The sequence below is a fragment of the Paenibacillus sp. P5_B5 genome, from assembly GCF_056400365.1.
In genome coordinates this window covers 1-25,406 of sequence record NZ_JBFULK010000001.1, presented here as the reverse complement: position 1 = coordinate 25,406, position 25,406 = coordinate 1, and the positions used below count along the sequence as shown (strand labels likewise).

30 protein-coding genes and 1 rRNA gene are annotated in these 25,406 nt (G+C 40.5%); 6 read left to right on the top strand and 25 right to left on the bottom strand.

The features are described 5' to 3' along the window. Window positions 1–181: 181 nt before the first annotated feature. The 20 genes from AC1DOK_RS00155 to AC1DOK_RS00060 form a co-directional block, all read right to left on the bottom strand. Window positions 182–829, bottom strand: coding sequence for a M23 family metallopeptidase (locus AC1DOK_RS00155; protein ID WP_477552194.1), 648 nt, complete (start codon window positions 827–829; stop codon window positions 182–184). Beyond that, a complete protein-coding gene (locus AC1DOK_RS00150) occupies window positions 829–1,224 on the bottom strand; it encodes a phage holin family protein (RefSeq protein ID WP_477552193.1) in 396 nt (131 codons plus the stop codon). The genes AC1DOK_RS00155 and AC1DOK_RS00150 overlap by 1 nt, the downstream gene beginning before the upstream one ends. 227 nt (window positions 1,225–1,451) lie before the next feature. Beyond that, the gene (locus AC1DOK_RS00145) at window positions 1,452–1,751 is read right to left on the bottom strand and encodes a tyrosine-type recombinase/integrase (protein WP_477552192.1); all 300 of its coding nucleotides are present in this window, start codon (window positions 1,749–1,751) and stop codon (window positions 1,452–1,454) included. Window positions 1,752–1,826: 75 nt separating this feature from the next. Beyond that, the gene (locus tag AC1DOK_RS00140; RefSeq protein WP_477552191.1) at window positions 1,827–1,994 is read right to left on the bottom strand and encodes a hypothetical protein; all 168 of its coding nucleotides are present in this window, start codon (window positions 1,992–1,994) and stop codon (window positions 1,827–1,829) included. 930 nt (window positions 1,995–2,924) lie between these two features. After that, window positions 2,925–4,553 (bottom strand): lactonase family protein, encoded by a 1,629-nt coding sequence (locus AC1DOK_RS00135; RefSeq protein WP_477552190.1) that lies wholly within the window; start codon window positions 4,551–4,553, stop codon window positions 2,925–2,927. Continuing rightward, the gene (locus tag AC1DOK_RS00130; RefSeq protein WP_477552189.1) at window positions 4,553–5,122 is read right to left on the bottom strand and encodes a YmfQ family protein; all 570 of its coding nucleotides are present in this window, start codon (window positions 5,120–5,122) and stop codon (window positions 4,553–4,555) included. Before AC1DOK_RS00130 ends, AC1DOK_RS00135 begins: the two co-directional genes overlap by 1 nt. Further along, complete coding sequence (locus tag AC1DOK_RS00125) at window positions 5,115–6,236, bottom strand: baseplate J/gp47 family protein (protein ID WP_477552188.1); 1,122 nt, start codon at window positions 6,234–6,236, stop codon at window positions 5,115–5,117. The genes AC1DOK_RS00130 and AC1DOK_RS00125 overlap by 8 nt, the downstream gene beginning before the upstream one ends. Beyond that, window positions 6,236–6,685 (bottom strand): DUF2634 domain-containing protein, encoded by a 450-nt coding sequence (locus tag AC1DOK_RS00120; RefSeq protein WP_477552187.1) that lies wholly within the window; start codon window positions 6,683–6,685, stop codon window positions 6,236–6,238. Before AC1DOK_RS00120 ends, AC1DOK_RS00125 begins: the two co-directional genes overlap by 1 nt. A gap of 2 nt (window positions 6,686–6,687) precedes the next feature. Then, entirely contained in the window at window positions 6,688–7,083 is a 396-nt protein-coding gene (locus AC1DOK_RS00115) for a hypothetical protein (RefSeq protein ID WP_477552186.1), read from the bottom strand. After that, window positions 7,070–8,092, bottom strand: coding sequence for an XkdQ/YqbQ family protein (locus AC1DOK_RS00110; protein ID WP_477552185.1), 1,023 nt, complete (start codon window positions 8,090–8,092; stop codon window positions 7,070–7,072). Before AC1DOK_RS00110 ends, AC1DOK_RS00115 begins: the two co-directional genes overlap by 14 nt. Beyond that, window positions 8,089–8,742 (bottom strand): LysM peptidoglycan-binding domain-containing protein, encoded by a 654-nt coding sequence (locus AC1DOK_RS00105; protein WP_477552184.1) that lies wholly within the window; start codon window positions 8,740–8,742, stop codon window positions 8,089–8,091. The genes AC1DOK_RS00110 and AC1DOK_RS00105 overlap by 4 nt, the downstream gene beginning before the upstream one ends. A gap of 11 nt (window positions 8,743–8,753) precedes the next feature. Beyond that, window positions 8,754–10,187: a hypothetical protein gene (locus AC1DOK_RS00100; protein ID WP_477552183.1), complete on the bottom strand. Its 1,434-nt coding sequence runs from the start codon at window positions 10,185–10,187 to the stop codon at window positions 8,754–8,756. Between the two features lie 2 nt (window positions 10,188–10,189). Then, on the bottom strand, window positions 10,190–10,312 hold the full coding sequence (locus AC1DOK_RS00095; protein ID WP_477552182.1) for a hypothetical protein: 123 nt from the start codon (window positions 10,310–10,312) through the stop codon (window positions 10,190–10,192). Window positions 10,313–10,347: 35 nt separating this feature from the next. Continuing rightward, on the bottom strand, window positions 10,348–10,752 hold the full coding sequence (locus tag AC1DOK_RS00090) for a phage tail assembly chaperone (protein ID WP_477552181.1): 405 nt from the start codon (window positions 10,750–10,752) through the stop codon (window positions 10,348–10,350). A gap of 21 nt (window positions 10,753–10,773) precedes the next feature. Continuing rightward, window positions 10,774–11,181 (bottom strand): phage tail tube protein, encoded by a 408-nt coding sequence (locus AC1DOK_RS00085; protein WP_477552180.1) that lies wholly within the window; start codon window positions 11,179–11,181, stop codon window positions 10,774–10,776. Window positions 11,182–11,194: 13 nt separating this feature from the next. Then, window positions 11,195–12,667 carry a phage tail sheath family protein gene (locus tag AC1DOK_RS00080; RefSeq protein ID WP_477552179.1) on the bottom strand — a complete coding sequence of 491 codons (1,473 nt, stop codon included), beginning with the start codon at window positions 12,665–12,667 and terminating at the stop codon, window positions 11,195–11,197. 1 nt (window position 12,668) lies between these two features. Then, window positions 12,669–12,863 (bottom strand): YqzN/YkzM domain-containing protein, encoded by a 195-nt coding sequence (locus AC1DOK_RS00075; RefSeq protein ID WP_477552178.1) that lies wholly within the window; start codon window positions 12,861–12,863, stop codon window positions 12,669–12,671. 10 nt (window positions 12,864–12,873) lie between these two features. Next, window positions 12,874–13,722, bottom strand: coding sequence for a hypothetical protein (locus AC1DOK_RS00070; protein WP_477552177.1), 849 nt, complete (start codon window positions 13,720–13,722; stop codon window positions 12,874–12,876). A gap of 52 nt (window positions 13,723–13,774) precedes the next feature. Continuing rightward, complete coding sequence (locus tag AC1DOK_RS00065) at window positions 13,775–14,260, bottom strand: sigma factor-like helix-turn-helix DNA-binding protein (protein ID WP_477552176.1); 486 nt, start codon at window positions 14,258–14,260, stop codon at window positions 13,775–13,777. Window positions 14,261–14,263: 3 nt separating this feature from the next. Then, entirely contained in the window at window positions 14,264–14,434 is a 171-nt protein-coding gene (locus tag AC1DOK_RS00060) for a hypothetical protein (protein WP_477552175.1), read from the bottom strand. Between the two features lie 246 nt (window positions 14,435–14,680). On the opposite strand from AC1DOK_RS00060, the gene AC1DOK_RS00055 reads away from it, so the two are divergent. The 4 genes from AC1DOK_RS00055 to AC1DOK_RS00040 all read left to right on the top strand — a co-directional run bounded on the left by AC1DOK_RS00055 (window position 14,681) and on the right by AC1DOK_RS00040 (window position 19,067). Then, window positions 14,681–15,052: a helix-turn-helix domain-containing protein gene (locus tag AC1DOK_RS00055; RefSeq protein ID WP_477552174.1), complete on the top strand. Its 372-nt coding sequence runs from the start codon at window positions 14,681–14,683 to the stop codon at window positions 15,050–15,052. A 91-nt stretch (window positions 15,053–15,143) separates the two neighbouring features. Further along, entirely contained in the window at window positions 15,144–15,758 is a 615-nt protein-coding gene (locus AC1DOK_RS00050) for an ImmA/IrrE family metallo-endopeptidase (RefSeq protein WP_477552173.1), read from the top strand. Next, window positions 15,751–16,113, top strand: a complete 363-nt coding sequence (locus AC1DOK_RS00045) for a hypothetical protein (protein ID WP_477552172.1) — start codon at window positions 15,751–15,753, stop codon at window positions 16,111–16,113. The genes AC1DOK_RS00050 and AC1DOK_RS00045 overlap by 8 nt, the downstream gene beginning before the upstream one ends. A gap of 272 nt (window positions 16,114–16,385) precedes the next feature. Continuing rightward, on the top strand, window positions 16,386–19,067 hold the full coding sequence (locus AC1DOK_RS00040; protein WP_477552171.1) for a calcium-translocating P-type ATPase, PMCA-type: 2,682 nt from the start codon (window positions 16,386–16,388) through the stop codon (window positions 19,065–19,067). Window positions 19,068–19,109: 42 nt separating this feature from the next. On the opposite strand, the gene AC1DOK_RS00035 is transcribed toward AC1DOK_RS00040, so the two are convergent. After that, a complete protein-coding gene (locus AC1DOK_RS00035; RefSeq protein WP_477552170.1) occupies window positions 19,110–19,829 on the bottom strand; it encodes an SGNH/GDSL hydrolase family protein in 720 nt (239 codons plus the stop codon). A gap of 210 nt (window positions 19,830–20,039) precedes the next feature. Here AC1DOK_RS00035 and AC1DOK_RS00030 point away from each other — a divergent pair, with 210 nt between their 5' ends. Continuing rightward, on the top strand, window positions 20,040–20,579 hold the full coding sequence (locus tag AC1DOK_RS00030) for a DUF1836 domain-containing protein (RefSeq protein WP_477552169.1): 540 nt from the start codon (window positions 20,040–20,042) through the stop codon (window positions 20,577–20,579). 65 nt (window positions 20,580–20,644) lie between these two features. Here AC1DOK_RS00030 and AC1DOK_RS00025 read toward each other — a convergent pair whose 3' ends face one another. Continuing rightward, window positions 20,645–21,823, bottom strand: coding sequence for an anti-sigma-I factor RsgI family protein (locus AC1DOK_RS00025; RefSeq protein ID WP_477552168.1), 1,179 nt, complete (start codon window positions 21,821–21,823; stop codon window positions 20,645–20,647). After that, window positions 21,789–22,364, bottom strand: a complete 576-nt coding sequence (locus tag AC1DOK_RS00020) for an RNA polymerase sigma factor (protein ID WP_477552167.1) — start codon at window positions 22,362–22,364, stop codon at window positions 21,789–21,791. Before AC1DOK_RS00020 ends, AC1DOK_RS00025 begins: the two co-directional genes overlap by 35 nt. 154 nt (window positions 22,365–22,518) lie before the next feature. Between AC1DOK_RS00020 and AC1DOK_RS00015 the strand changes: the two genes are divergently transcribed. Next, on the top strand, window positions 22,519–23,604 hold the full coding sequence (locus tag AC1DOK_RS00015) for a hypothetical protein (RefSeq protein ID WP_477552166.1): 1,086 nt from the start codon (window positions 22,519–22,521) through the stop codon (window positions 23,602–23,604). An 85-nt stretch (window positions 23,605–23,689) separates the two neighbouring features. Here AC1DOK_RS00015 and AC1DOK_RS00010 read toward each other — a convergent pair whose 3' ends face one another. Beyond that, window positions 23,690–24,634, bottom strand: a complete 945-nt coding sequence (locus AC1DOK_RS00010) for a hypothetical protein (protein WP_477552165.1) — start codon at window positions 24,632–24,634, stop codon at window positions 23,690–23,692. 618 nt (window positions 24,635–25,252) lie between these two features. Further along, a 5S ribosomal RNA gene (gene rrf / locus AC1DOK_RS00005) occupies window positions 25,253–25,369 on the bottom strand. Window positions 25,370–25,406: the final 37 nt, after the last annotated feature.

Sequence of the window (25,406 nt, the reverse complement as noted above, 5' to 3'; positions counted from 1 at the left end):
CTGATTTTTCTGAAAATTATGATAAAAATTGTTGCATTTGTGCTTTATGGTGTTCTGCACATATTCTAAGGTTACTGCCAAGCTTAATCCTGTAACGCCACTTTACAGCGGAAATTCCTATTGAAATAAAAAATCCCATCTAGCCAACATAGGTTAGCTGATGGGATTATATTTAACATATCTAAAGTAGTCCTTTTCGGTTCAGCACCGTCAAGACACGGTATAAATCATAACTCGCACCATCAGGCTCTAGAAGCAAGCCAGCTTGAACTGCTTTGTCTACTGCTTCCTTGGCCCAATCAGGAACAGGCATTGAGGCTAGGGATTCGAGTTTGGAGAGGCGGGCTTCGAGTGTTTTAATTTGGGATTGCAGCTCGTCAAACATCATTTTCTCCTCTCTTTTTGTATAAGTAATTAAATAATTAGTCGGATCGACATGCGTACCATAACCGAAGTTAGGTGTGCAAGATTGTCTCACTTCATAATGTAAATGTGAGCCTGTACTCTGGCCAGTAGTTCCCTGCTTACCGATTTCATAACCTGTTGTTACTTGTTGTCCAACCTTTACAGAAACACGATCGAGATGAGCATAGATATGTAGGGAATTATTTTGATCTCGAATTGCTACAACATTTCCATACCCACCTAAACCACTACCAGCAGCACCAAGCTTTGTATGCATGACTTCACCAGCGACAAAAGCGTAAATGGGGGATCGGTGTGTTTTGACTAAATCAATCCCTTTATGAAACTCTTGCTGATTGTTGCCAAATGGATCAGAACGAGGCCCATACGGGCTTGAAATTCGATATCCTTCAAATGGATTCATTACTGATCACCCTCTTTGTCTTTGAGAATGGTAATGAGATTTTTGAACGCATTTGGCAAAGGAAGCCCGAGCCGACCGTAATTCTCAACAATTGAAAGCAACTCATTGGCTAAAAAGGCATAAATCACACCATACATGAGAATATCCAAATTTAGCGCAACATCTGCTCGATGGCAGAGAAATACGATGATAATCATGAGCATTTTTTTGATAAGCCCCCAAAAACCCACCTCGCTGCTAAGTCCCTTTTGCTCCTTGATCGACGCTGCTATACCTGTAATATAATCAATAACCATGACGATTAAAAAGAAGCTAAGCAACTCACTCCACCCCCCAAACGCATAAGTTACCACCAAACCAATCGCCCCGATAATCGAATTAAAAATCGGTTGCATTTCCTAACACCTCCAAAAATAAAATAAGCCCTCGAGGGTTCGAGGGCGTAAAAATAGCGCTCACTTGTGTGGCGCTTGTTAAGTAACTGTTCTGTTGATTATTTCAGTCATACATACTTCGATAAAATAAAATTGTAGCCTTGCAAAATTTCCGGCAAATATTCTCAAGATAAATGACTAATTACTTCATAACGTGATTTCTAATTAATTAGTTTTTTATTTCGCTATTATTGTACTAAATATTTTCTGTGTTGTTCACGTTTTCTCTCTTCAGATACTTGGGGGTAGATCTTTGTAGTAGCTGGATCTTCATGTCCTAACAGTTGCTGAACTACTACAATATCAGCACCGTTATTTAAGGTTAAGTTAGCAAATGTGTGTCGCATCGTATGCGGGCTGACTTGTTTTCGTAATCCGGCTTGCTCAGCAATCATGCGAATTTCCCTTTGTATGCACCTCATTGAAAGTCTTCGATAAGGTTTTCGTTCAGTTATAAATAGAAGGCTTTCACTATCCAAACGATTCATCAGATACTTCTTTAGATGGTACATAGCTTTGTATGAAAAATAAATATACTTCGCGTTCTTTATTACCTTTACCAATTACTCGTGTACTTCCATTCTGCCAGTCGATCTCACCGTATTTAGTGCCTGTATTTCAGACAATCTTCCTCCAGTTACATATAGTACCTCGATTAAGGCACGCTGTCTATTTGTCTTGCACGACTCGCGTAGCATCTCAAATTCTTCGATTGTAAGAGCTTTTGGCAACCGCTTTTCCTTCTTTGGAGGCTTGATCTTAATAGTTGGATCACGTTGTATAACTTCTTCAACAATTAGCCAGCTAAAGAATGATTTAAGAATAGATAGCTATGTTGAGAGTGTACCGATCTTTTAGTGTTTGAACTGACCAAGATAAACTCTTATATCAGCAGTAGTAATGCTGTCCGCGCGTTTTTTAACATGTTCAGCAAAAATCCGTAAATATTACTGATATCCATCAAGCGTGGTCTTACTCAATCCCTCTAATTGTTTGCCTGATAGGAATAATTCGATCTTTTTTCTAATAAATCATGATGATTGGTTTGCTCATCTGATTTCTTGATGCTGAATTCAGTGGGAATCTTTGACAACCTTGTCTTAACCTTTGAAATATCAATTTGAGGACAGAGATCATAGACCGCTCTCAGTATGAGAGAGCATAAATTCGCTAGCAGCTTGCATGATATAATTGCTCCTAGATGGTACTTTTATTCATCCCGAGAAATAGAATAAGCAGGCAACTCTCTCGGGAAGTGTTATTGATCGGCTCACGATTTCCGATCTTGCCTGCTAATATTGTATCAAATCATGTGCTGCTAGCGTGCGGAACAGGAACATTTATTCGTATTTTTTCGTGTTAATTTACTGCGCATAGTCATCCTATTGTGCATCAACGTCTAGTAATACCAGTACTTCAGCTTTACAATGCTTAGATACATCATCAATGCTTTATAGCCCATCTTGATTAGATAGTAATAGATTTTGCCCATAGATTGCACCTACTATCAGCTCCCCGTTCGCCCATCTAAACCACCCGCTATTTATTCCTGCCGGGAGCGTACTTTCCTTGTAAGAGATTTGGACATAACCTTCATGTAGATAGCTAATTGTATCCAAAACTATTATTGTTAAGCTTAAAATAAATGTTGTGCATTACTATTACCTCCAAATAACATTCATTTTTCTAGACTCGTCGATAAGACCACTTTCTAGAGCATAACCTACGAGCGAAGCTGATGGTAGCGATGCTACACTATTGCTAGTGTAACCATTGTATGCACTTTCATAGATAGTGATATAAGGCCAACCATAATGGGATACAACTAAGTATGCTCCCTCCGGGGAGAATTTGGCACTATAGGCAGTATTTGTTGGTAATACGCTCGGGTTAGTCATTTTATTAAAGGTGTCCCCGTTTCTTTTATAAATAATGATATAAGGACTGGCCTGCAAAGTAACAACTAAATAATTTCCATCTGGAGAGAACGCTACACCAAAGCTAAGATCTGTTGGTAGAGTACTCGGATTTGCAAGTTTAGTGAAGGTATCTCCACTTCTCTTGTAGATTGTAATGTAAGGTGCATCAAAAAGTACTACTGCCATGTATATTCCATCTGGAGAAAATGATGCATTCATTGCATCACCTGGTGGTAGATTACTCGGATTTGCAAGTTTAGTGAAGGTATCACCACTTCTTTTGTAAATTGTGATAAATGGCGCATGCGAGTGTGCTACTACCAAATAATTTCCATCTGGAGAGAATATCGCACTCTCCGAACCAGTTGGAGGTAAGGTACTTGGATCTGTTAACTTAGTAAATGTATCTCCGCTTCTCTTATAAATAATAATAAATGGTGAATTATAACATGCTACAGCCAAATATACTCCATCTGGAGAAAATGATGCATTTTTTCCGTCATGTGTTGGTAGAGTACTCGGATTTGCAAGTTTAGTGAAGGTATCACCGCTTCTTTTATAAATTGTGATAAATGGCGCAACGGTGTGAGTTACTACTAAATAATTTCCATCTGGAGAAAATGTAGCACTATGTCCAGTTCCTGTCGGTAAGGTGCTCGGGTTTGCTAGTTTAGTAAATGTATCTCCATTTCTTTTGTAAATTGTGATATATGGTGCAAATTCATGTGCTATTGCTAAGTATACTCCATCCGAAGAGAATGTAGCACTATGGCCAGCTCCTGTCGGTAGGGTGCTTGGATCTGCTAGTTTGTTGGATACATCCCTATTTGATAATGCATACATAGGATTACCAGTAACAATATTCTGTTTGAATGTAACAGTTTTTTCAATACTACCTGTTATTTCATACCCCCCTTCACCCTGTAAGATAAAATTTATTCCGTCATATCTAACCGTATAAACTCCATTTAAAGCAAGTACTGGAATAGATCCATTTGCTTTTTTTATCGGCTTAGCGCCTGTACCATTAATATTTAGCGTCGGATTCGCACCACTTGCAGCGTGTACTTTTATAATTGCTCCAAGTCCAGCTACAAGCGATGAAAGTGCTGGACTCAAAGTCAAAGTGTAAGCCGTACTTGTTCCTGATGTCACTCCGTACCCTGGCTGTCTTATATAGTCAGCCAAATGCGAAACAAAATCACTTTGTTTGGCAGCTCCAATTTTTTCTGAGGTGATATTGCCAACTGACTGCTTAAAATCCTCAACCGCCCTGTCAATCTTATCCATATTCTCATTAATCACAGCAATATCTCCCGCTTCATTATCAAGCGGTTTCTTCAAACCTATATTCGGTGTTACATTTGGCATTAATTCCACCTCCGTGTTTTGATATCGCCCCATGTGTAATTTTTCAGCATACCCCAAGTGAATGGTTTCAGTTCTCCCCAAGTGGAGTAGGTGAACGCATACTCAACTGCTAAATGGGCTGGTTTGATTTCTTCAATGGCTGCCTTCAGATCGTCGATGTTAGGCGGAACTCCACGTGTGTCTACAAAAGTAACGGTAAACTTATACTCCCCTGGCTCTTCCGTTACATCAACCGTTCCACCGTCGTATGCTTCAGCGATTGATTTAATCAGACTTACTGTAACCGTACCAATTCCACGTAACTTAGAGGTAATGACGCTTCTTCTTTGCTCAACAGGCTTAGTCTTCTCAGTCTGAATGCCAAGCTCACGCTCCCAGATCTCAAGTCCCCATGTTGCAGTTGGTACGAAGTATTGGTTCAAGATTTCATCCAATGCCTGATACAGCGAGTCCATCTCTGCACCTTGTGCTTGCATAATCGATCGCATCACTCTTGATGTCGCGTAGAAGTCTGGAAGATACGACAGCATTTCATTTCCTCTAGGACTTGCCATGACCAGATCACTCATGGACATTCACCGTTCCTAATACAGCCACTTGTCCTAGCTGCATTTCAATATTGGTATCACTAAGGCCATTAATCGTTAGCTCAGAGAAATCAATGATCGGTGGAATATCTAGTAGAATAGCCGCAATTCTTGTATAGCGAATGAGTCTATCTTTAAAAGCAAGCTGTTTCAAATAATCCTGCGTCCCTTTGGTAATCAAAGCCTTCACTTCTTGAAGTGTTGCATTGTTAGCAAGTGTTAATTTGACCTCGATATTAATCGGCACTTCCTCTGCAGCAGTTACGGTTACTTCTGCTCCAATCGGAGCCATTCCCTCACCAATGCCTGTAACAGGATCAATATAATGCTGTACAGCTTCCACAATTTCTGAGCTTGGCGCACGTTTCTCTGGATCGATGAGGACGACTTTAACTGTTTTCGGACCATTCCATAAGGGGAGAACCTGCACTCCACCAACGCCTGCTATATCAAGTGCCCATTGCATGTAATTTGCTTTATTCCCACTACTGCCAGGACTTCTAACCTTGAGAAGAAATCTTTCGAGCAAAGATTCATCCGATTCAACATCTGCCCCACCAATTGTAGCTACTGCATTATTAACTCCAGTCACGCCTTGTAAAGGTGTTACCATTACATCAATAGATTGGGGTGGAACAAGTCCATTACGTCCTGCCTCGATTGCCCTTACCTGGGCGTTAACACGTCCTGTACTGGTAATCACGACAGGTTCGATTGTTTCAAACTCAACTGACGATGTATTGGTAATCACATCTGCAGGAGTTGCAACTCTTGTTCCTACAGGAATTTGAGACCCAGCAACACCTGTGAATTCCACTTGTCCTACCGCTTTCACTGCTACTCTCCGATTAATACCACGTTCCTCACAGCGCAAATCCAGATAGGCACCAAAGGTTGTACTGGCAAAACCCCGACGCAATACCTCCTGCGCCCAAGTGGCTGCATCCGCAAGCATAAGTGCCGAAGGGGCACTAGAGTCCCAAATAAAACTCCCCTCCGATTGATCAAGATCAGGGGGGAGTACTTTAAGCATTCGCTTCATAATATTGTCTTCTGTCTGTTCCGTTAAATAAGCTGGCAATGTCATTCCCGCCATCACATTTTCACCACACTTCCCTGTATAATTCCTGACTCATCTCGCATATTCTTCACCGCACAAGTGAAGGCGACCCTATCTGCATCCCATTGAAAGCTAAAATCTCCTACACTTTGTGTCCTAGCATCTGCCATCAGACACTCCGTTGTAAGTCTTTTGATCTCGGATTCAACTGCTCCCGTAGGTAAGCTTTGACCAATTAACGTCTCGTATTCTTGCCCATAGTTTCTTGAATAGGCTAGATAGGTATAGCGATTTGACAATATAGCCTTTTTACACCATTCCAGCCACGCATCAGTTCGCTCTGATTCAGCTACCTTACCTGTTGGTGTCAGAACAAATTCACCTAGTCGATAGTCGAACCGCCAGCTTCGTCCGAATTGCACCTCACTTGGTTTCATTTCTAGCTCATTATTCACTACCGAACTATCCATCGGAAAAAGATTCATTATTAGCTTTTCACCACCTTACAAATCACAATCGCATCATTACCACCGTTAATTGGAATCGTGAGCACACGATCACCTGGCTTTAGGCCATTTTTTAGTTCAAGACGAAGTTCATCAATCTCAAAAGCATCAATTGCCATACTTGCATGACCAGTCACTGGCCTTCCTTCGCCATCTCGTAAACCCGTAACTTCACCTGTAACTTGTACCGCTGGAAAATGAGCTTTAACAAGCCACTCTGCAACAAGAAAATCCTGCACTTCATGTTTAAAAGAGTCGAGGACAAGCCCTGTCGCTGTGACTGTCCCTAATTCGGAAGGGATACCCGAGATCGCATTCCCTGCACGTTCAGACATTCGCATATCGAGTAGCGAGGTCAACTGTTTAAAAGGATCCATCCATGAAGTACCTCCTTCTTACATATTCAATACCAGCGAGTTCAAGTGTCATATGCCCTGGATTGCCAAGATCATGACGAACCGAAGTTGCAATTAATTCCATACCTGATAGAACAACTTTATCTCCAGCTCGGATGGTATTAATATCAATTGCTGTGACGGTGAACGTCTCTTGAATGCCAGTCAATACATTGGAAGCAGCTTTACGGGCTTCTGCAACATTGCTGATTTTATCGTCCTGTATGATTTTTTGCAGAGTTCCATACCGGGTTACATCACGTTGTTCAATTGCAATTACGGGTGCTGGCATTTCTTGATCAGAGCTACTACTTAAACTTTTGTCTACACCCAAGACTTTCACCTGTGTTACCACATCTTCGAGCGTTCGTGTCTGTGAAATGTTCTCCACATTCTGCTCAACATCCAGTACCCATACCGTTTCATTACTACCGATCTCGAACAGTTCAAGTCCAGCAGGTGTCATTCGAGGACGATATAGCTTACCGCCTTTGGTAGCCGTTTCTCTTAAATCTGCTTGAATCATGGCATAAATGGACTGCGAACGATACATCGCTCTACCAAGTGGAATTTGTGTATCCGGTATACTGGTAATTGGAATATTCCAATCAGTAGCATACTGCTTGAGTCGATGAGATGCTGTTTGACCAGCAGGCATTAGCTTTTCATCCTCAGATTTAGACAAATAAATCGTCCGATCGTACACCGTGATATTGATATGCTTAAAGCCAGTATTAGAGCTATCACATGACCAAACAACACCTGGATTGAGTAAATAAACCATACGTGTCCCATCAAAATGAATACCCGACACCCGAATCTCCTGTCCTGGAGAAATCATCGGAAAATCTGGTGTTATCACCATTTTGACATTTGAACGATAGGCAATTTCGTCAAGCGATTCCTCAAGCGATAGCTCTTCGATTAGATCACGCATGTAATACTTATTTTGCAAAACAACCTCATATCGATTTCCACCAGAGGTGATCATGACAGCACCAGCTCCCAGCCTATTTGGATCAGGTTAGGGTCAGGACCGATTAGTTTCCTATTTTTCTCATAAATATCCTTATACTTGGCGCTGTTACCTAGCTCTAGCTTGGCTATTTTGGATAATGAATCACCTGATTTGACCTTGTATAGCTTAGTTACAGGCTTCGTATCTGAACGACCTATACTGCCAATGCTTGCTGCTTGCTGTTTCTGATCACCCGCCTGCTCTGCACTTGTTCGCACCTTAACTTCACGCCATGTTCGGCATGTAAGATCAAAATACACATCCCCCGGTTCACCACCCTTGAATGTGCTACTATGAGCCGATACAAATACAAGAACATTCACTTCAGTAGGCGCAATAATAAGTCGAAGTGGCTTCGTACTGCTCATAAAGGAGCTTAGCTGTTGCATCGCTTGCTGAGGATCAGGGATATTCGGATACTTACAATAGCTAGAATCATACACTTTTGGAAAAAAAGAAGAGAAGGATACCTCTCGGATCTTCTCCCCATGAGCAAAATCAATTTCTCCCAGTGATAAGATGTTAACTGTTTCGAGACTTTTCTCTCGTGTAATTTTGACTTCCTCTGGATTGACAGGGAATTGAAACTTCTGACCCGAGGGGTCGATTAGAATAAAATCCATGCTGTCACCCCCTAATAAGCAAGATACTTATTCCGATTATTAAGCGAATTATTAATTTGTGTAACGAACACACTACCAATTCGCATGGCTAGTGCATTTTCATCAACAAGTTCTTCAACTTTCACATTGATGTTTGTCGTACCGCTGAGGTTGACTTCGATTCCGCTATTCGGGTTTCTTGCTGTGATTTGCGGTAATACACCAGCCGCCTCACCAAGATACCCACTAACATTATTTCCTAAATTAAGTGATGGGTTTACACTTGGAAGCTGTTTTTGCGGTGGAATTTCAGGCTTTGGCTTATCTGTTTTCTTGGAGAACCAGCCACCTATTGTACTCCCTAGCCAATCGCCACCTAATCCGCCAGCGATTCCTCCAATTAATCCTCCAATTGCTGTACCAATAACAGGAACCACTGATCCGATCGCTGCTCCTGCAGCCGCTCCTGTTGCTGCGCCAGCCCAGCCACCAGCAGCGCCACCAATTGCTTTATTTCTTTCTTCTCCTGGTTTGGCCGAAGTAATATTCATAATATCCATTCCAATTGATAATGGTCGGAATAACTTAGATGCCACTTTCCCTACTTTAGAGAGTGTTCCAGTTATTTTGGATGGTTTGGAATCGAACATATCTGGTATAGAACCACTGGATCCAGATATGAAGTTATTGGTACCGCTTCTTCTTATAATTTTCCCTGGTGTAGAAGGATTAGTGTTAGTACCTGGTTGGGATGGTGACATTGGTTTTCGAATACTATCTCCGGGGCTGTCTTGATAACTTCTCCGACCAGTTGTAGATTGCATAGTTTTGTTGCTTGTTTGATTGATTGTATTTCTTGTCCGATCAGTCGTTCTGCTAACTGTTTCCTTTGTTCTATCAGTCGTTCTACTGATGGTTTCCTTTGTTCGGCTAACTCTAGTTTTCCTGCTTCTGGAGCGCCTTTCATTGGTAGATGAGGATCCAGTATTTGGACAAATTGGCATGCAGTTTTGTGTACCCATAATCGGACTGGATGAATTCGTTCCTTTATTACGATTTAGCTTATTGGAAATGAAATCACTCGTAATATTCACAAGAAAATCCCGTACAGTTTCTGCCCAAAACTTTCCATCAAAGATATTTTCTTCTGACTTACTTCCACTTTCCGGACTTTTACTCACTTCCCCGCCTGCCTTCGGCATTCCCGGATCTAAATACTTCACCTGAACCAATGCTTCATATGGATTAGCAAATAAATTCTTCAGATTATCAGCGATTTGTCCAGCAGGTCCTGTTATGCGATCAATCAGACCAAACACAGGTCTGACCTGCAACCGATCCAGCTTCTTGCTGCGTTCATATACTTGGTTGATGAATTTATCCATCGTCCTCAGCTTAAGCATCGACCAACCGATGCCCTTAATATCAACGGAAAGGATGAGATCTTGAACTTCCTCTTTTCCCATACTTACCCTCCCTTCTTATTAGCTGCATCTTCTAATTCAATCTCCATACTTGCCATCAAGAAAAGCTGCTCACCACGTGGCAGCTTCCAGAAGTGTCCGGGGGTCATGTGATGGCGTACTCGCATGGCGTGGAGAAGCCATGCAAGTCCCCCGGATTGAATTAGTTTTTTACTTCTTGCAGCTCCGTGTTAAAGCCTGATAAATCAAGTACAACATCGCCTAAGGCAGATAACTCACCTGCAAGGAGAATACGCTTGATCACTTCTTCGCCACTACTGGCATTGAACTTCGCCAGCAGCTTCGGGTCGCCCCAGCTTGGAGATACGGTTGAAGCAGCGATTAAGCTTGTATTGAACTGCTCTTCGTCTAACCGTTCAGTGGTATGACCACGTTTCTCCTTACGATCCGTACAGCGCTCGCGAATGCTATACACTTGTTTGCCTGTTAGACCGCGAAGCTTAATGGGAGCACCTAAACGTTCAATTCTTACTGTACGTTCAGGAACAGAATCAGCGTCTAGCAGACGCTGAAGGATTTGTTCTTCTGTCATATTTGCCATATCCATCTCTTAACCACACCTCTCTACTTAGTTCCCGATAATCGGATCTACCAATTTATATCCTTCAAATGTGAAGGCAGTTTCTTCGGTCACTTCTTCGCCTGCCGTCCAGTTAGCCAGTTGAATTTTGTCAGGTACGACATTTAATAGCTCAATATGTTCATGCCCATATGCTTCGGGATCATCGAGTTTCGAAATAATATTGAATTTACCGAATCCTCGTCTGACCATATCCGAAGTGATTTTGAAGCCAGACATGGTACCTGTACCTTTCTTAATGCCAAGCTTATGTGCAGTCCATTCCATCCCAGATAGCTTTAATTCCCGCTTCTCCACTTCAACAGACGCTTCAAGGTGATTAATATTGGACTGCCACACACCATCGATAAATACCTTGCCATGTGAACCTAGTATCGCTCTTGTTGGATCCATCATTGCTCAACACTCCTTATTGCACATTGAATGTGCCAAATATTTGTTCCATCACGTCAGACAATCTTGCATTCCATTGAAAAAACACTTGATCAGGCTCTGGCTGCTTATCAGCTGCCCCGCCATAATACTCGGGATCGAGCATCACATCATAACCCTCGGAATCAATCACACTGCTTTGGGATAAGACACGTAAGTATTCTTTACATGCACTCAGAAGTGCTAATCGACCTTCAACGGTATTATTCACTTTGCCGATATAAGAATCTTCAACTGTACGTTGTAAATCGAGGTTAATCGCATCCATCACTCGAATGGTCCTGATCTTCTTCCATGCTTGGTTCTGACCTTGTCTAAGTGTGACTAAGCTATTCATTCCTCGAAGTACTTTGACTTGTCGTCCATCATGAACAAATACGAATACACCATTCTTAACTGCAAGCTCCTGTTCAGAACGCGTCCATCTACGGGTAACATCATCGAATGGTGCTACTGAATAAGTAGTCGATTCATTCAACTGCTGACCAGCAATTAAACCGGCAACATAGGACGCTACTTGGGCTGAGCTATAGCTAACCCCATTCATTACTGCACCAGTACCTACATTAACAATACCTTCATGATTTAAACTGAAGCTTCGAGCACTTGCCTTACTTACTGCGTCAGCTGCTTTATCATCTGCTGCAGATCCACCAAGTACAGCCATTACCCCTTTACCTTCGCTACGCAAGCGATCAATCCAAGAGCCAACACTAGCATGTAGACCTGCATCAGTAACACCATCTAGAGCTAGACTATTAAACTCCTGTGTCTCAAAAGCAGCGAGTGCTGCAACATAATCTGCGTTGGTAATCCCCGTAACACCCGATTCGCCACCTGACATTAGCACATTCGATACATTAGCAAGTGTGCCATTTCCCTCAGCAAGCTCAGAAGCGACAATCCACTTATTACCTGAATCTTGGTTGATGGCCACAGCTGCTGCTTGAACCGTTCCAGTCACGAATGTAAAGGTCCGAAGAAGTTTACTTCCTTCATACAGCTTGATATCTGTCTTAGCCTGATCGATTGGATTAACCTGTACAGTGATGTTAAATTTATTGCCTCGTTTACCCGAATATTTAGCATCCAGCTTAAGTACATTTACTGGGGTATTGCTTGTCATATCCTTCAGTGTCAATGAAGCAGCTGATTCAGAGCCATCTGCAATTCGATAAGCCAGCACTTTACGTGCTCCTCCTAAGAGTGTTAATCGTAAGGTTGAATAAGCTGTCGCTCCACCAGACTCATCCATGCCATATCCCTCAATAACGCCTAACTCGCTGTTAATTTCAACAAATTGCTGAGTCGGTCCCCAATGAGCCTTAACAGGTACAACAACTACCCCTCTTGTTCCTGATTGAATCGCTGATGTTGCCGCAGACTGAAAGTTCATATAAAGTCCTGGTAATGCGGGAATATCTGTTACATTCCAATTACTTCCTGTCATTCTACTTCACCTTCCTTTGCATAAATTGATGGATCAATTGCTTTACTTCTTCAATCGTGAATTCATTCTGCTTGGAATCGTATAAGGCACCAGTCACGACCTCTGGCTTGCAATTAAAAAGAGCCTGCGAATGGATCGCAAGCTCTTCTTTCGCATATTTAGCTATCGATGGACTATCCGTATTCATATCTACCATACTTACCACCTCATTGTATTATTGGATGAAATTGAACCTCTTGTATCAATGTTACTTCTTCTCTTAGGCGAGCTATCTTCTTACTGAGTGTGGCGGTGATCTGCCCTTCTGTCACAGCATTAGCTAACATATTAGAACGTGGTTCAATTAACGTCACATATTGCTTGCTCGCCCTATCAAGAGGCAATTTACTCGCATTGCCCAGCGCTTGAACAATCTGCATAATTCCATCTGCTTGTTGATTGGATGTAGCACCTAGTACATGTCCTACCATTTTCTTGCGAACCTCAAACATAGCAGCATTAATGGGTCGTGTTTCGAGCTCAGTCATGCGCCACATCACAGCAGGAAGCTGATATTCCATAGGCCAAACTCCACGATAACAAGTCCAATGCGGTCCTAATAAGGTTTCCGTTTCTGCTGACAATGCCTCAAGCCACACATCATCTGTAGATGAGGAATTTACTACATGTATAGGCTGCAATGCATTAACCATGAACCTCATACATCTAGAGATTGTCCCTGTTACCTCATTTACAATATCAAGTCCTACAGCCTCCATATAGAAGCAAGTATATACCTGACCACCAGCTGGAGGATCCCGAATAATCTGCTTATCCAAGGCTGCAATTACTTGAGCGCTAAGGACTTCTAGTAAGTTAGAACTTGTACTCGGAAAATAAAGCATGATCTCAACAAATGATCGATAGCCTGTCCAATTCGCATCACTCGTATCCTCAGTAGGGACGAGAACTGCATATGGTTTAGTTATCGGTAAGTCGACTGTTTTCGGGTGAAATATGACTTGACCTAAATCTGAGCATTGCTCGATTAATCGATATCTGATCGCTTCCTTCACAGCGTCTCACCTCCTTTCATCTATAGGTGGCAATCGTATGGGAAGCTTCTGCTTATTTGGATAACTTGTTATTAAACAAGTAGGCTGTTATTTTTTTCTTCGCACTTTCAACAAACCATTGTACGCTGCTTTTTTTCAGATTCAGCATTTTGGCTGCATAGCTATAGGCCATTCCGTTCCCAATAACTAATAGGTAACAATCCCGCTCCCTTGGAGTCAATTGTGAAAGCACTTGTTCAATTCGTTCGCGATCTTCATCTGTTACACTCGCTGCTTGTACAGCACCCCCTGCTGAAGTACGTGCAATGTAGGCTTGTAGAATAATGGGGTCAGTGGGACGTTCACGCTGATAAGCTGCCAGTCGCTCTATCCCTCTACGATTACCAGGTCTGCGCCCTGTTTGTAGCCATTCAACAACGTAATTACAATCCGAAATCATTTCATTAATAATTTGGCGCTCATTCTGATCTGTATTCAAAGTTCGAACTGCACGCAGAATTCGTCTTGTATGCTTATAACGATTCATCATTTCGTTCATCTTCTATTCCTCCTCTACCAGATTCGAATCAGGTATCCTATCAAATTCGCCAGCCGTGACTTCACGTTTAAGATTATGTAGCACAGCCGCTACTTGGCTTTGTTCTTTAGCCTCTGCAAGTTCGATACAGACTGTTAAATGCTCGACCAGCCTCTTTTTATTCAGCATATTCATTAACTTCCATCTCTCCTTTTATATAACTGTATTTAAAATACGATTTAAACTTAAAAAAAAGTGACTAACATTGACATGCCTATCCATAATACGATATTATGGCATTAACGTAGTTATATTACGATAGATATGTAGCAATGTGCCTGTCGTTCGAGGTATATGAACATCATAAACAGTATTTATAATACTGTCAACTAGTAAATCGTAATATAAATACACTTCATGTCGGAAGGATGTTTGCTAGTTATGACTCTAGGTGAGAGAATTAAACAACTACGAGTAAAAGCTAATTTCACACAGCTAGATATGGGAAAGAAGCTGGACATGGGTAGCTCCAACTTTGGACATATTGAGAATGACCGTGTAAATCCATCAAGTATCGTGCTACAGAAGATTGCTGATATTCTGAACACCACAACCGATTATTTATTAGGTCGTACGGATAATCCAGCGTTAAATGATCCAACTGGGCATGAGCTAGATGATCGCGAGCTGAACTTATTTTTCAAGGATTTTGCTAGCGCACCTAAAGAGCGTCAGGAAGAGATGCTTCGGTTCTGGCATTTTATTAATGAGCAAGAGAAAGGAAGAAAGTCTGGAGATAAACAAGGTGAATGATTTAGGACTAGCCTATTCCGCCTGATATAGCTTTAGGCTTTTCTTTTTAAGATAAAAACGAACATACATTCCTATTTATGAGGTGGATTGAATGATACAACATTATACTCTTACTCCACTTGAACAATGGATTGAGGATCTTTATAAGCAGCATAACTTCATGAAGCCTTCTGAATTAACCATAATTGACGTCGCAAGTCGGCTTAATATATGGACCTATTTTCTAGATTCAGGCAGCCAGGCTATTGAACGGAATGGCTTATATAGCATATGTGTAGATCGACGCCTTTCGCGGGCTGAACAATGGGAAGACTTTCTCCATGAATTATGTCATGTTCTGAGGCATTCAGGTAACCAAATTCATATGCCAAATACATATACGGAAATGCAGGAAATAGAAGCGAATAACTTTGTTCTCTATGCTTCCTTGCCCTATTATATGATTAAGGAGCTCTCATTACCCAATTTGAATAATGAAGCAATTGATCTCCTAATTGAAACATTTGGCGTAACACATATACTTGCTCAGCGCAGGCTAGAACAAATACAACGCCGTGTATTGCAAGGAACATTCGACTATGAGGTTAAATGTTATACGGTGCGTCAGCAACGTAAATTTACAGCTGAGAATTGGTCACCTGAAACGAAAGCGATCATGGACAAGCTAGAACAACTTAAATCAAAAGGAGGAAATTCACTTGGCTAGACTCTCGGTTTATTATGATTTCTATGAAGATGCGATGAAACCCATCATCCTGTTAGCTAGCTTCAGGCTAGGAGAGCTCGATTGGAATAAAAAAACAATCTATCTTCCGATGATTGCTCCTTTTAAAGCTCATATGATGAATGAAATGAATCTAACATCTGCGGCATCTATTCTGCTTGAGGATTTAACAAAGCATCCTGAACATAACGATCGCTTTGGTATTTTGCTGCCTACAGTTAAAGAGCGGTATGAGCAGATCATCGACTTATCCCGAATTGAACAGTTCGTCATTCGTCTTACAGATATTGAAGAAGTACTACAATGTAACGCAAACGAATTTTACGGCTGGAAATAATAATGATCATCCTACAAGGCTTTAAGTATTCAAAATTTATATTTCCCTACTAAGAATTCTCCGACAAAACATCACATTTCGAGTAAATTTTATCAAATTAGAGAACGCTATCTATACACTTTCTTTCACCTTTTTTCCTACCCATTTTCTTATATCCACTGTGCCATATCTCTTTGACGCATCCTTGTCCCATATAATAATCTATACATATAAACATTCAGGATTATATCACTGTTGTAATTTCCCAGACGAAAGAATAGGAGTTGACAATATTGGAGAATGTGGAGAGTAAAGAACAATCTAGTGAAAAGTATCACAGTTATACCATCGAACAAACTTTAGCGAAATTAAACAGTACAAAGCAAGGTCTATCTCAGGAACAAGCAAACCAAAGACTACAACAGTATGGAAGGAATGTACTAGAGGAACGTAAAGGTAAGTCTTTGTTAGCCAAACTATGGGCGCAGTTCAAAGATGTGATGATTATTATCCTGCTCATCGCTGCATTAGTTTCTGGATTACTTGGAGAATGGACAGATTCTTTCATCATACTATTCGTTGTGGTACTAAATGCAGTGCTCGGTGTAATTCAGGAGAATAAAGCTGAACAGGCACTCGCTGCTTTGAAGCAGATGTCTTCTCCGTTTGCCCAAGTCAGAAGGAATGGCGAAATTCTAAGAATTAAAGCCGAAGAACTTGTTCCAGGTGACATTGTATTACTTGAAGCTGGAGATGTGATTCCAGCGGATATGCGTCTACTCGAATCAGCTTCCCTTAAGATTGAGGAAGCTGCACTAACAGGTGAATCTGTACCTGTAGAGAAATCTGTGGCTCCGCTTGATAAAGAAGATCTCGTTATCGGAGATCGCAAGAATATGGCCTACATGACAAGTAACGTCTCCTATGGCCGTGGAATCGGTGTTGTCACTGCAACAGGTGGAGGTACAGAAGTTGGTAAGATCGCTGGTTTCATAGCTCAAGAAGAAGATGATATAACCCCGCTGCAACGCAAGCTGAATGAACTTGGCAAATATTTTACGATCATCACAATCGTTGTTGCATTGGCCATCTTTATTATTGGTTTGATACAAGGTCGAGAAATTTTTGATATGATTCTCACTTCCATCTCGCTTGCAGTAGCAGCTATACCAGAAGGACTTCCAGCGATTGTAACCATTATCCTTGCGCTAGGTGTACAGAAGATGGCAAAGCGTAAAGCGATTATCCGTAAGTTACCCGCAGTGGAGACCCTCGGTAGCACAGAAATTATATGCTCGGATAAGACCGGTACACTCACACAGAACAAGATGACTGTTCAGCAAGCTTATATTGGCCAGACTCTGCAAGAAACTGATCAAACGATTGAAACCATGAGTGACTACAAGCTTTACCTGCAAGTCATGGCTTTGTGTAACGACACCAAAGTATCTCACGAAGATGATCCGACTAAGTTTGCCTTAATTGGTGATCCGACGGAAACAGCCCTTGTAGATTACGGTCTTAAGCATGGTTTTGATAAACGGGAAGGCGATAGCAAGTACCCGCGCGTAGCTGAGCTGCCATTTGATTCGAACCGTAAGCTCATGACCACCGTTCATCAGATTGACGATTCTAGTCACACGATCTATCGCATCATGACGAAGGGTGCACCTGATGTATTACTTAATCAATGCACCTCTATTCTAATAGATGGCAATATCCTAGAGATGACAGATGCGCATCGGAGCAGCATCATTGAAGCAAATAAATCGATGGCAGCCAAAGCGCTGCGTGTCCTCTCAGTCGCTTATCGTGATGAATCAAGTATTCCGGCCAATATGATACCTGATGCTGTTGAACAAGGGCTTACATTCATCGGACTTGTTGGCATGATCGATCCACCACGCGAAGAAGTGAAGGAAGCCGTTCGGATCTGCAAGAATGCAGGCATTCGTCCAGTCATGATTACAGGCGATCATCGTGATACAGCGGCAGCAATCGCGAAACAGCTTCATATAATTGAGGATGAGAGTGGCATTATTACAGGCAGTGAGCTCAATCAAATTAGTGATAAGGATTTTGAAGAGAAGGTCACGCAGTATTCCGTATATGCTAGGGTATCGCCTGAACACAAGGTACGTATCGTTCAAGCCTGGAAAAAGCGAGGCAAGATCGTAGCTATGACCGGTGACGGAGTCAACGATGCACCTGCTCTCAAAGCATCCGACATTGGTGTCGGCATGGGAATCACAGGCACAGAGGTTTCCAAAGGTGTTTCTGATATGGTCCTTGCCGATGATAATTTTACGACGATCGTTGTTGCTGTTGAAGAAGGTCGCAAGGTATACAGCAATATTCGCAAGACGATCCATTTTCTCTTATCTGCGAATCTTGGTGAAGTGCTCACTCTGTTCATCGCAACTTTACTCGGCTGGAAAATCCTATTCCCAATCCATATCTTATGGATCAATCTAGTTACAGACACATTGCCTGCACTTGCGCTAGGCCTTGAGAAAGCGGACAAAGATCTCATGAAGCATAAGCCGCGTAAAGCTTCTGAGAGCGTATTTGCAAATGGTATAGGCGTTGGAATCATCTATCAAGGTATTCTGGAAGCCGCCTTAACCCTAATTGCTTACTACTACGGACATACACACTTTTCAGAAGCTGTTGCTGTTACCATGGCATTTGCAACACTTGGATTAATTCAACTAACACATGCGTTCAACGTGCGTTCAACCACCAAATCGTTGTTTACGATTGGTATATTCTCTAACAAATACTTGAATGGCGCCGCACTATTATCAGGATTACTCGTCCTGATCGTGATCATAGTCCCATTCATGAATGATCTCTTTGACGTCGTTCAATTGAATCGCGAGCAATGGCTGGTAGTCGTACTGTCTGCTATCTCAATCATTCCGATTGTAGAAATCATCAAGCTGTTCATGCGATCATTTAGCCGCACAAGATAAACAAAATGCCTCTCGTATGGTCAACTATACGAGAGGCATTTATTATACTGGCTGAAGGAGCATATGATGATTCTTCTCCATATATTGAATGATTTTATCTGCAATTAGTCTGTGTCCTTGTTCATTCGGATGAATGCCATCCTCACAAATGTACTCCCTATAATCCATCGTTTTGAGAAAAGCACCTCTAACATCAATCCATCTAACCTTCATTTCTTCCGCGACCTGTATGATCGCAGCATTATAGCGCTCATGCCACCAATAAATTCTGCTTACTGTACCTAGCCATGTCATAATATTGCTAGCAAAAGCTTCATTATTTTTACTTACCCATTTAAAATATTTATCAGCATCAAGCGGCGGTAGTGTCATGAGAATAGGGACAATCCCTTCTTCTCTTAACTTCTGAATCATTTCCTGCAAGGTGGATATATAATGATTCAAGGTTGTTTTGGGATTATATTCGCCTTGGGGGTTATGGGCAATCTCTTCCCAATTAAAGTCACAATCATTGCCTCCGAATTCAACTACTACAATATCAGGCTGTTTACTTAGTACATCCCTATGTAAAGTTGAGATTCCTTTGGTTATAACCGATCCAAATCTGCCCGCATTATGAACAATTCCTTTAATACGCTGCCCGACTATTTCTGCAAAGCAATTTTTCAGAACAGCATACTTACCCTTATTCTGATCGTAAATAACGCCTTTTGCAATAGAATCCCCGAATAGTACGATATTGTATTGATCTTTTGATTTCATAAGAACCCCCGCCTTTATAAACCAATTTCTTCAAACTATATAGTTTTAATAACTACATCACATCTTAATTATATAATAACACGTATTTCAAATATGTAAATACTACTTTCATCATACTTATAGTGTTGTATATATACCCTGTTTAATAGTATGATTAGGCTAGTTTGCAGGTCACACCTAATACCAATTTATTGCAAAGGAAGTATTCTATTGAAGGAACTAATCGAACCCCTTATAAATCAAATAATAGAGCAGTCCGATATTGAGGTCTCGGATATTCCCAAAATTGACTTATACATGGATCAAGTTATTACATTATTTGAGAATGCTTTAGGTAGTAGCAAGCGCCTTCCAGAGGACAAGCTTCTAACCAAAACGATGATCAACAACTACACCAAAGATAAAATTCTTATGCCCGCTAAAAATAAAAAATATACACCCGAGCATATTGTCCAAATGGCGCTCATTTACCATCTTAAGCAATCTCTCTTAATTGGTGATATCAAAAATTTATTCCAGACTACCTTGCATCAGAACGATGTTGATCTTTGGGCTGTATATGAGGAATTCTTATCGCATAAAAAAGAGCAGTCAGACAGCATTCGGGAACAAATTGAAGCTCAGACAGTTTCCCATGAAAGTAAGCTTAACCAAAAAGAGCAAACTTTATTAACCATCCTATTACTCATTGAACATGCGAATACCTACAAACGACTAGCGGAGAAGCTAATTGATCAGTTAAAAAATTAATCTAAAAAAACAAGCATCCCACTCTGCATTAAGGGATGCTTTGTTAATATTACATTTGTGATGTATTAATTATCATCACGTTTATTGTCACGATCAAAGTTTTGATCAGAACGACGATTATTGTTTAGCTCTTTATCTTTATCTTTATCCTTGTCTTTATCCTTGTCTTTATCCTTATCTTTATCCTTATCTTTATCTTTATCTTTATCTTTATCTTTATCTTTGTCTTTATATCGATCTCTGCTTCTAACATCATCACGATCAACATCATCGTCATCATCAGTTTTTTCAGCTTTATTCATATTTTGATTTACTTGCATATTGCTGCCATGAACATCTCGTTTCTTATCTTCATCTTGTTTCTTATCTTCATCCTTACTATCATACTTGCTGTATTTGTCATCTTTATTAGCGGCGTTAGGATGAGGAGACACACTACTTTTCACTTGATCATCAGAAGACTTCTTGACATCTTCAAGTGTATCTTCATTATCATCAAAGAGATCATCCAGTTTCACATTGTGTGCCTTAGCATAATGAACCAGATCAGAAACGCTGTCATCAGCTAATTCGTTGACTGTAACAGCATCATCTTCATCCGTGATCCTTTGAATTACATTAAGCTTACCCGCAGAAACACTGTTGTTGTGAGCTTCTTCTAATACCTTCTTATTGATATCAATGCTCTGATTCATCAATTTCACATCAATCTGCTTCGATTGGAGCAAATTATGAATACTCCTATTGATTTTATCTTGCAATTGCTGTGATTTATCACTGTTTGAAATCGTGACGAGAATATCATTTGTTTGGTCGGCTTTTATATAGCCCTGAGCCAATGTTAATTCAATTATCTCATCTACCGCTTCCTCTATGTCCAAACCAATCAACTTCGTATTTCCCAGCAAGGCTTTGGCATCTTCATTAACCGCGTTTACTGTAACAACTTGATCCTGTTTATTTGTTCCAAGCTCAATACTTGGATTAATATCTATAGCGATATACGTATTATTCGAATTCGGCAGCATCAATACTCCTATGATAACCATGAGCATAACTACAGCCGCTGAGCAAGCAGCAATCATAAAAGCTTTCTTAGGTCTATAATTATGAGCTTCAGCAGTCTCAACTTCCCAAGCTTCTTCTTTAGTCATTGGTTTCGCGTTTTGTATCATATCCCAGCAGTCCGGTGTTGTTTTAACTATTGCACTATTTAGCAGCGTATGTATTTGCTTTCTCTTCATAAGTGGCTTCCTCCTGTTCATTATTCATTCTGTCACTTAACACTTTTATTGCTCGATGATAATTCCAAAGCACGGTTCCAAGAGGGAGCTGCAGTTGCTTCGCAATTTCTCTATGCTTAAAACCAACCACAACATGAAGAAATAGAATCTCACGCTGCTTATCGTTCAGATATTTTAAAGAAGCCTTAAGAAGAATAATGTCATCAAGATTGTCCTCATAGCTGCCAAATAAATACTCTTCTTGGCTATAATCAACCATAACTTCATGACGATGTTTACGAAAGTACATAAGGGCTGAGTTCTTGGCAATCCTTAAAATCCACGCCATCGGCTTCCCCATACATTGATAAGATGAAGCTGATGCACGAATTCTTAAGAAAGTTTCCTGCATAATATCTTCTGATAACACAAAAGATTTGGTTATAGAAAGGACATAACTGAATACAGCCTTATCACAAGTTCTGTATAATTTTTCAAAGGCAACATTATTATTTTGGCCTGTCTGCTGGATGAGCTCCTCCAACTGGGCATTTTTATTCATGTAGTTGTCCTTTCTAGAATAGCGAATGAATTCGTTCATTTATATAATGATTGAAGAACCAATTTTATTGGCTCTAAAATTTTTTATTTTCAACCCAATAAAACTACCAATTCGTGCATTGTTAATATGAGAGTTAATAAAGGAGGAATTTATAATGAAAAAATGGACCAAATTACTTATTACTACAAGTGTCGTTGCCATGATGGCAATGCCAATGACTGCAATGGCTTCAGCAAAAGAATCACATGAAGTCAAAGTAGTCATCAATGATGACGTTAAGAAGCCTGAGCTTGCAGCGACCAAAGGAATTATTACTGAGATTGTTTATAACAAATACGGCGCTTTCGCTATGCTGGAAGGCAAAGGCGTTACTTCCAAGGATCCAGATGTCGTAAAGCTTGTTTTAGGTGATGATGTTAAAGTTATCGACCGTGATGGCAAGAAAGTCGATATACGTGATGTTGTTAAAAATCAGTGGACAGTAACTGCATCCTACGGTCCAATGATGACAATGAGCATCCCTCCACAATCTCCAGCCGTCAAGATCGAGGTTGATCAGTCAACAAAACCAGGAAAGCCTGATACGGAACTCACTGAATACATAGGAGTCATCAAATCGATCAAAGAAGTAGAATTTGATGGTGACGATGACGACAATCATGGTAAAGGTCATGATAAGGGTCAAGGTAAAGGTCATGATAAAGGTCATGGTAAAGGTCATATTAAGGGTCATGACGACGATGATGACGATAATGATAAAGTATATGATCGCATTATTTTAGCTGGTAAGAATCCTGCTACTCTAATGGTAGATGATAAAACCGTCATCGTAAATGAAAAAGGACAAAAATTAGACAATGACGTACTTCGTGAACATGTTCTTATTAAAGCAACAGTTGATCCTAAGGCTTCAACACCTCATAACAAAATGCTGAAAGCAACCAAAATTGTTGTTCTTGACGCTAAAGCAGATCTAGATGAGGATGCAGTACGTGCTGAGGGAACCATTATTGGAATTAATGATAAACTCATTCATCTTGATGTGAACTCAGATAACAAATACGAAAATGATATTAAGTTGAATATCTCAGAGGATACGAAAATTTTAAATGAGAATGGAAAAAGCGTTAAGCTGTCTGATCTCAAAAGAGGCACCAAAATCGTTAGCTATCATTCAAACATAATGACGAAATCTATTCCAGCTCAAGCAAATGCGAAGCTTATTATCGTTACTGATTAACTAATACGTAACAATAACCTCAAGGATTCCACAATAAAACAACCCATCTCACATATTGTGAAATGGGTTGTTTCATTGTTAATATTTATTTCGATTCGTTTTGTACCACGATCAATTCTGCAGTGGTTTGACCAGGTAATGATCTTGATACAAGATGGGAGTGGTATCCAACAACCTTTGTACCTTTCTTCAGATCATCAATTTTAATCTCTTGACCATTTACATCTACAATTTGAGTATCTTTCGTTACTTTTAAGATCACATCATTATTCTTATTGTTGTCTGATTTCACATCTACATGAATTTTTTTGTTGGAAACCTCTACGATCTTACCATCAACTCGTACGGTATCTCCTAGAACAACAATCTTTGTAGCTGTACTCATTGGAGGCATGCTCATTGTCATTACTGGTCCGTAAGTCGCTTGAATACGAACATTTTCATTCAGCACATCCTTATCAAGCTTATTACCTTTCTCATCTACGATTACTGTATCTTTGAATACATTCAAAATAACCGGGCTTTTACCTGCTAACTTAACGCGAGTATAATCTTCTTTTTGGCTATCCATATCCTGAACCTTCTCAATGATGCCGGTTGTTACCGCGCTCTCAGGTTTCTCAGGCTTTTCAACTACAATTTTCACCGCTGTTGATTGTGGAGGGATGCTCATTGTCATCATTGGACCGTAGGAAGCTGTAACTGTCCATTCATTCTTTAATGCATCATACAGGTCTGCTTTCTCACCATGTTGGTCGACAACCTCAACATTATCACCTAACACAAGCTTCACAACATCTGGGTTATCAGTTTTAACATCTTTGCCTTCCAACATCGCATAAACACCAGATTTAGTATGTACAATTTGAGAAATAATTCCTTTTTTAACCGCCAATTCAGGCTTTTTCACTTCACTCTTCACTTCTGTCACGTTTTTCGGAGCTTGTCCAGGCGTTGCTGCTGAAGCAAGCGGTACCGCGAGTAATGCAACTGCACTTGTTGTAACGAGTAATTTAGTCCATGCTTTCATTGATGATGGCCTCCTAAGTAGTTATGTTCTATAAGTTCAAGCAGTACAATTTGAAACAAACAGCATTTATTTGCTTTCTCATCCTGCTTTCATAATTTCAGACGAACCTTCCTTGCAAAAAGTTGCAAGAAATGAAATTACATATTTTCACAATCCTCAAAATCAGAGCCTCACCCTAGAATGAGACCCTGACTTAACGTACACAAATCAACGATTTTTTCTGATTCGAAAGAGCAAAAGAACAATCACAAGCAAGATAAAAAGAATGATCAGATAAGGTATAATTGTTGTTCTTACAATATCATTCACATACCACACCTCCATGCGATCAATTATCTTACTAACTAATATATACTTGCCCATCACCACATGAAGCTTGTGCCAACAATTCATTATTTCATATTTATCTCTTCAGCGTCCAAAATATCAACTTTCTAATAGAATAATTGTATAACGCTCCAATTCTATGTTCGAAGAGGTTAAGTCAATCAACCCAACCAACCTATCGCATAGGGTTGGTTTGGTTGATTGCTGATGAAAAAAACCAATTGGATGCACGAATTGCAGACAAGCACAAAAAACAAGCCACTATTCAATTATGAATAGTGGCTTGTGGTTGCTTGGCAACGTCCTACTCTCCCAGGACCCTTCGGTCCAAGTACCATCGGCGCTGGAAGGCTTAACGGTCGTGTTCGGGATGGGTACGCGTGGTTCCCTTCCGCCATCGTCACCAAACAGTGCATTTAGAATAAATGCGTTGTAACGTTGTAAC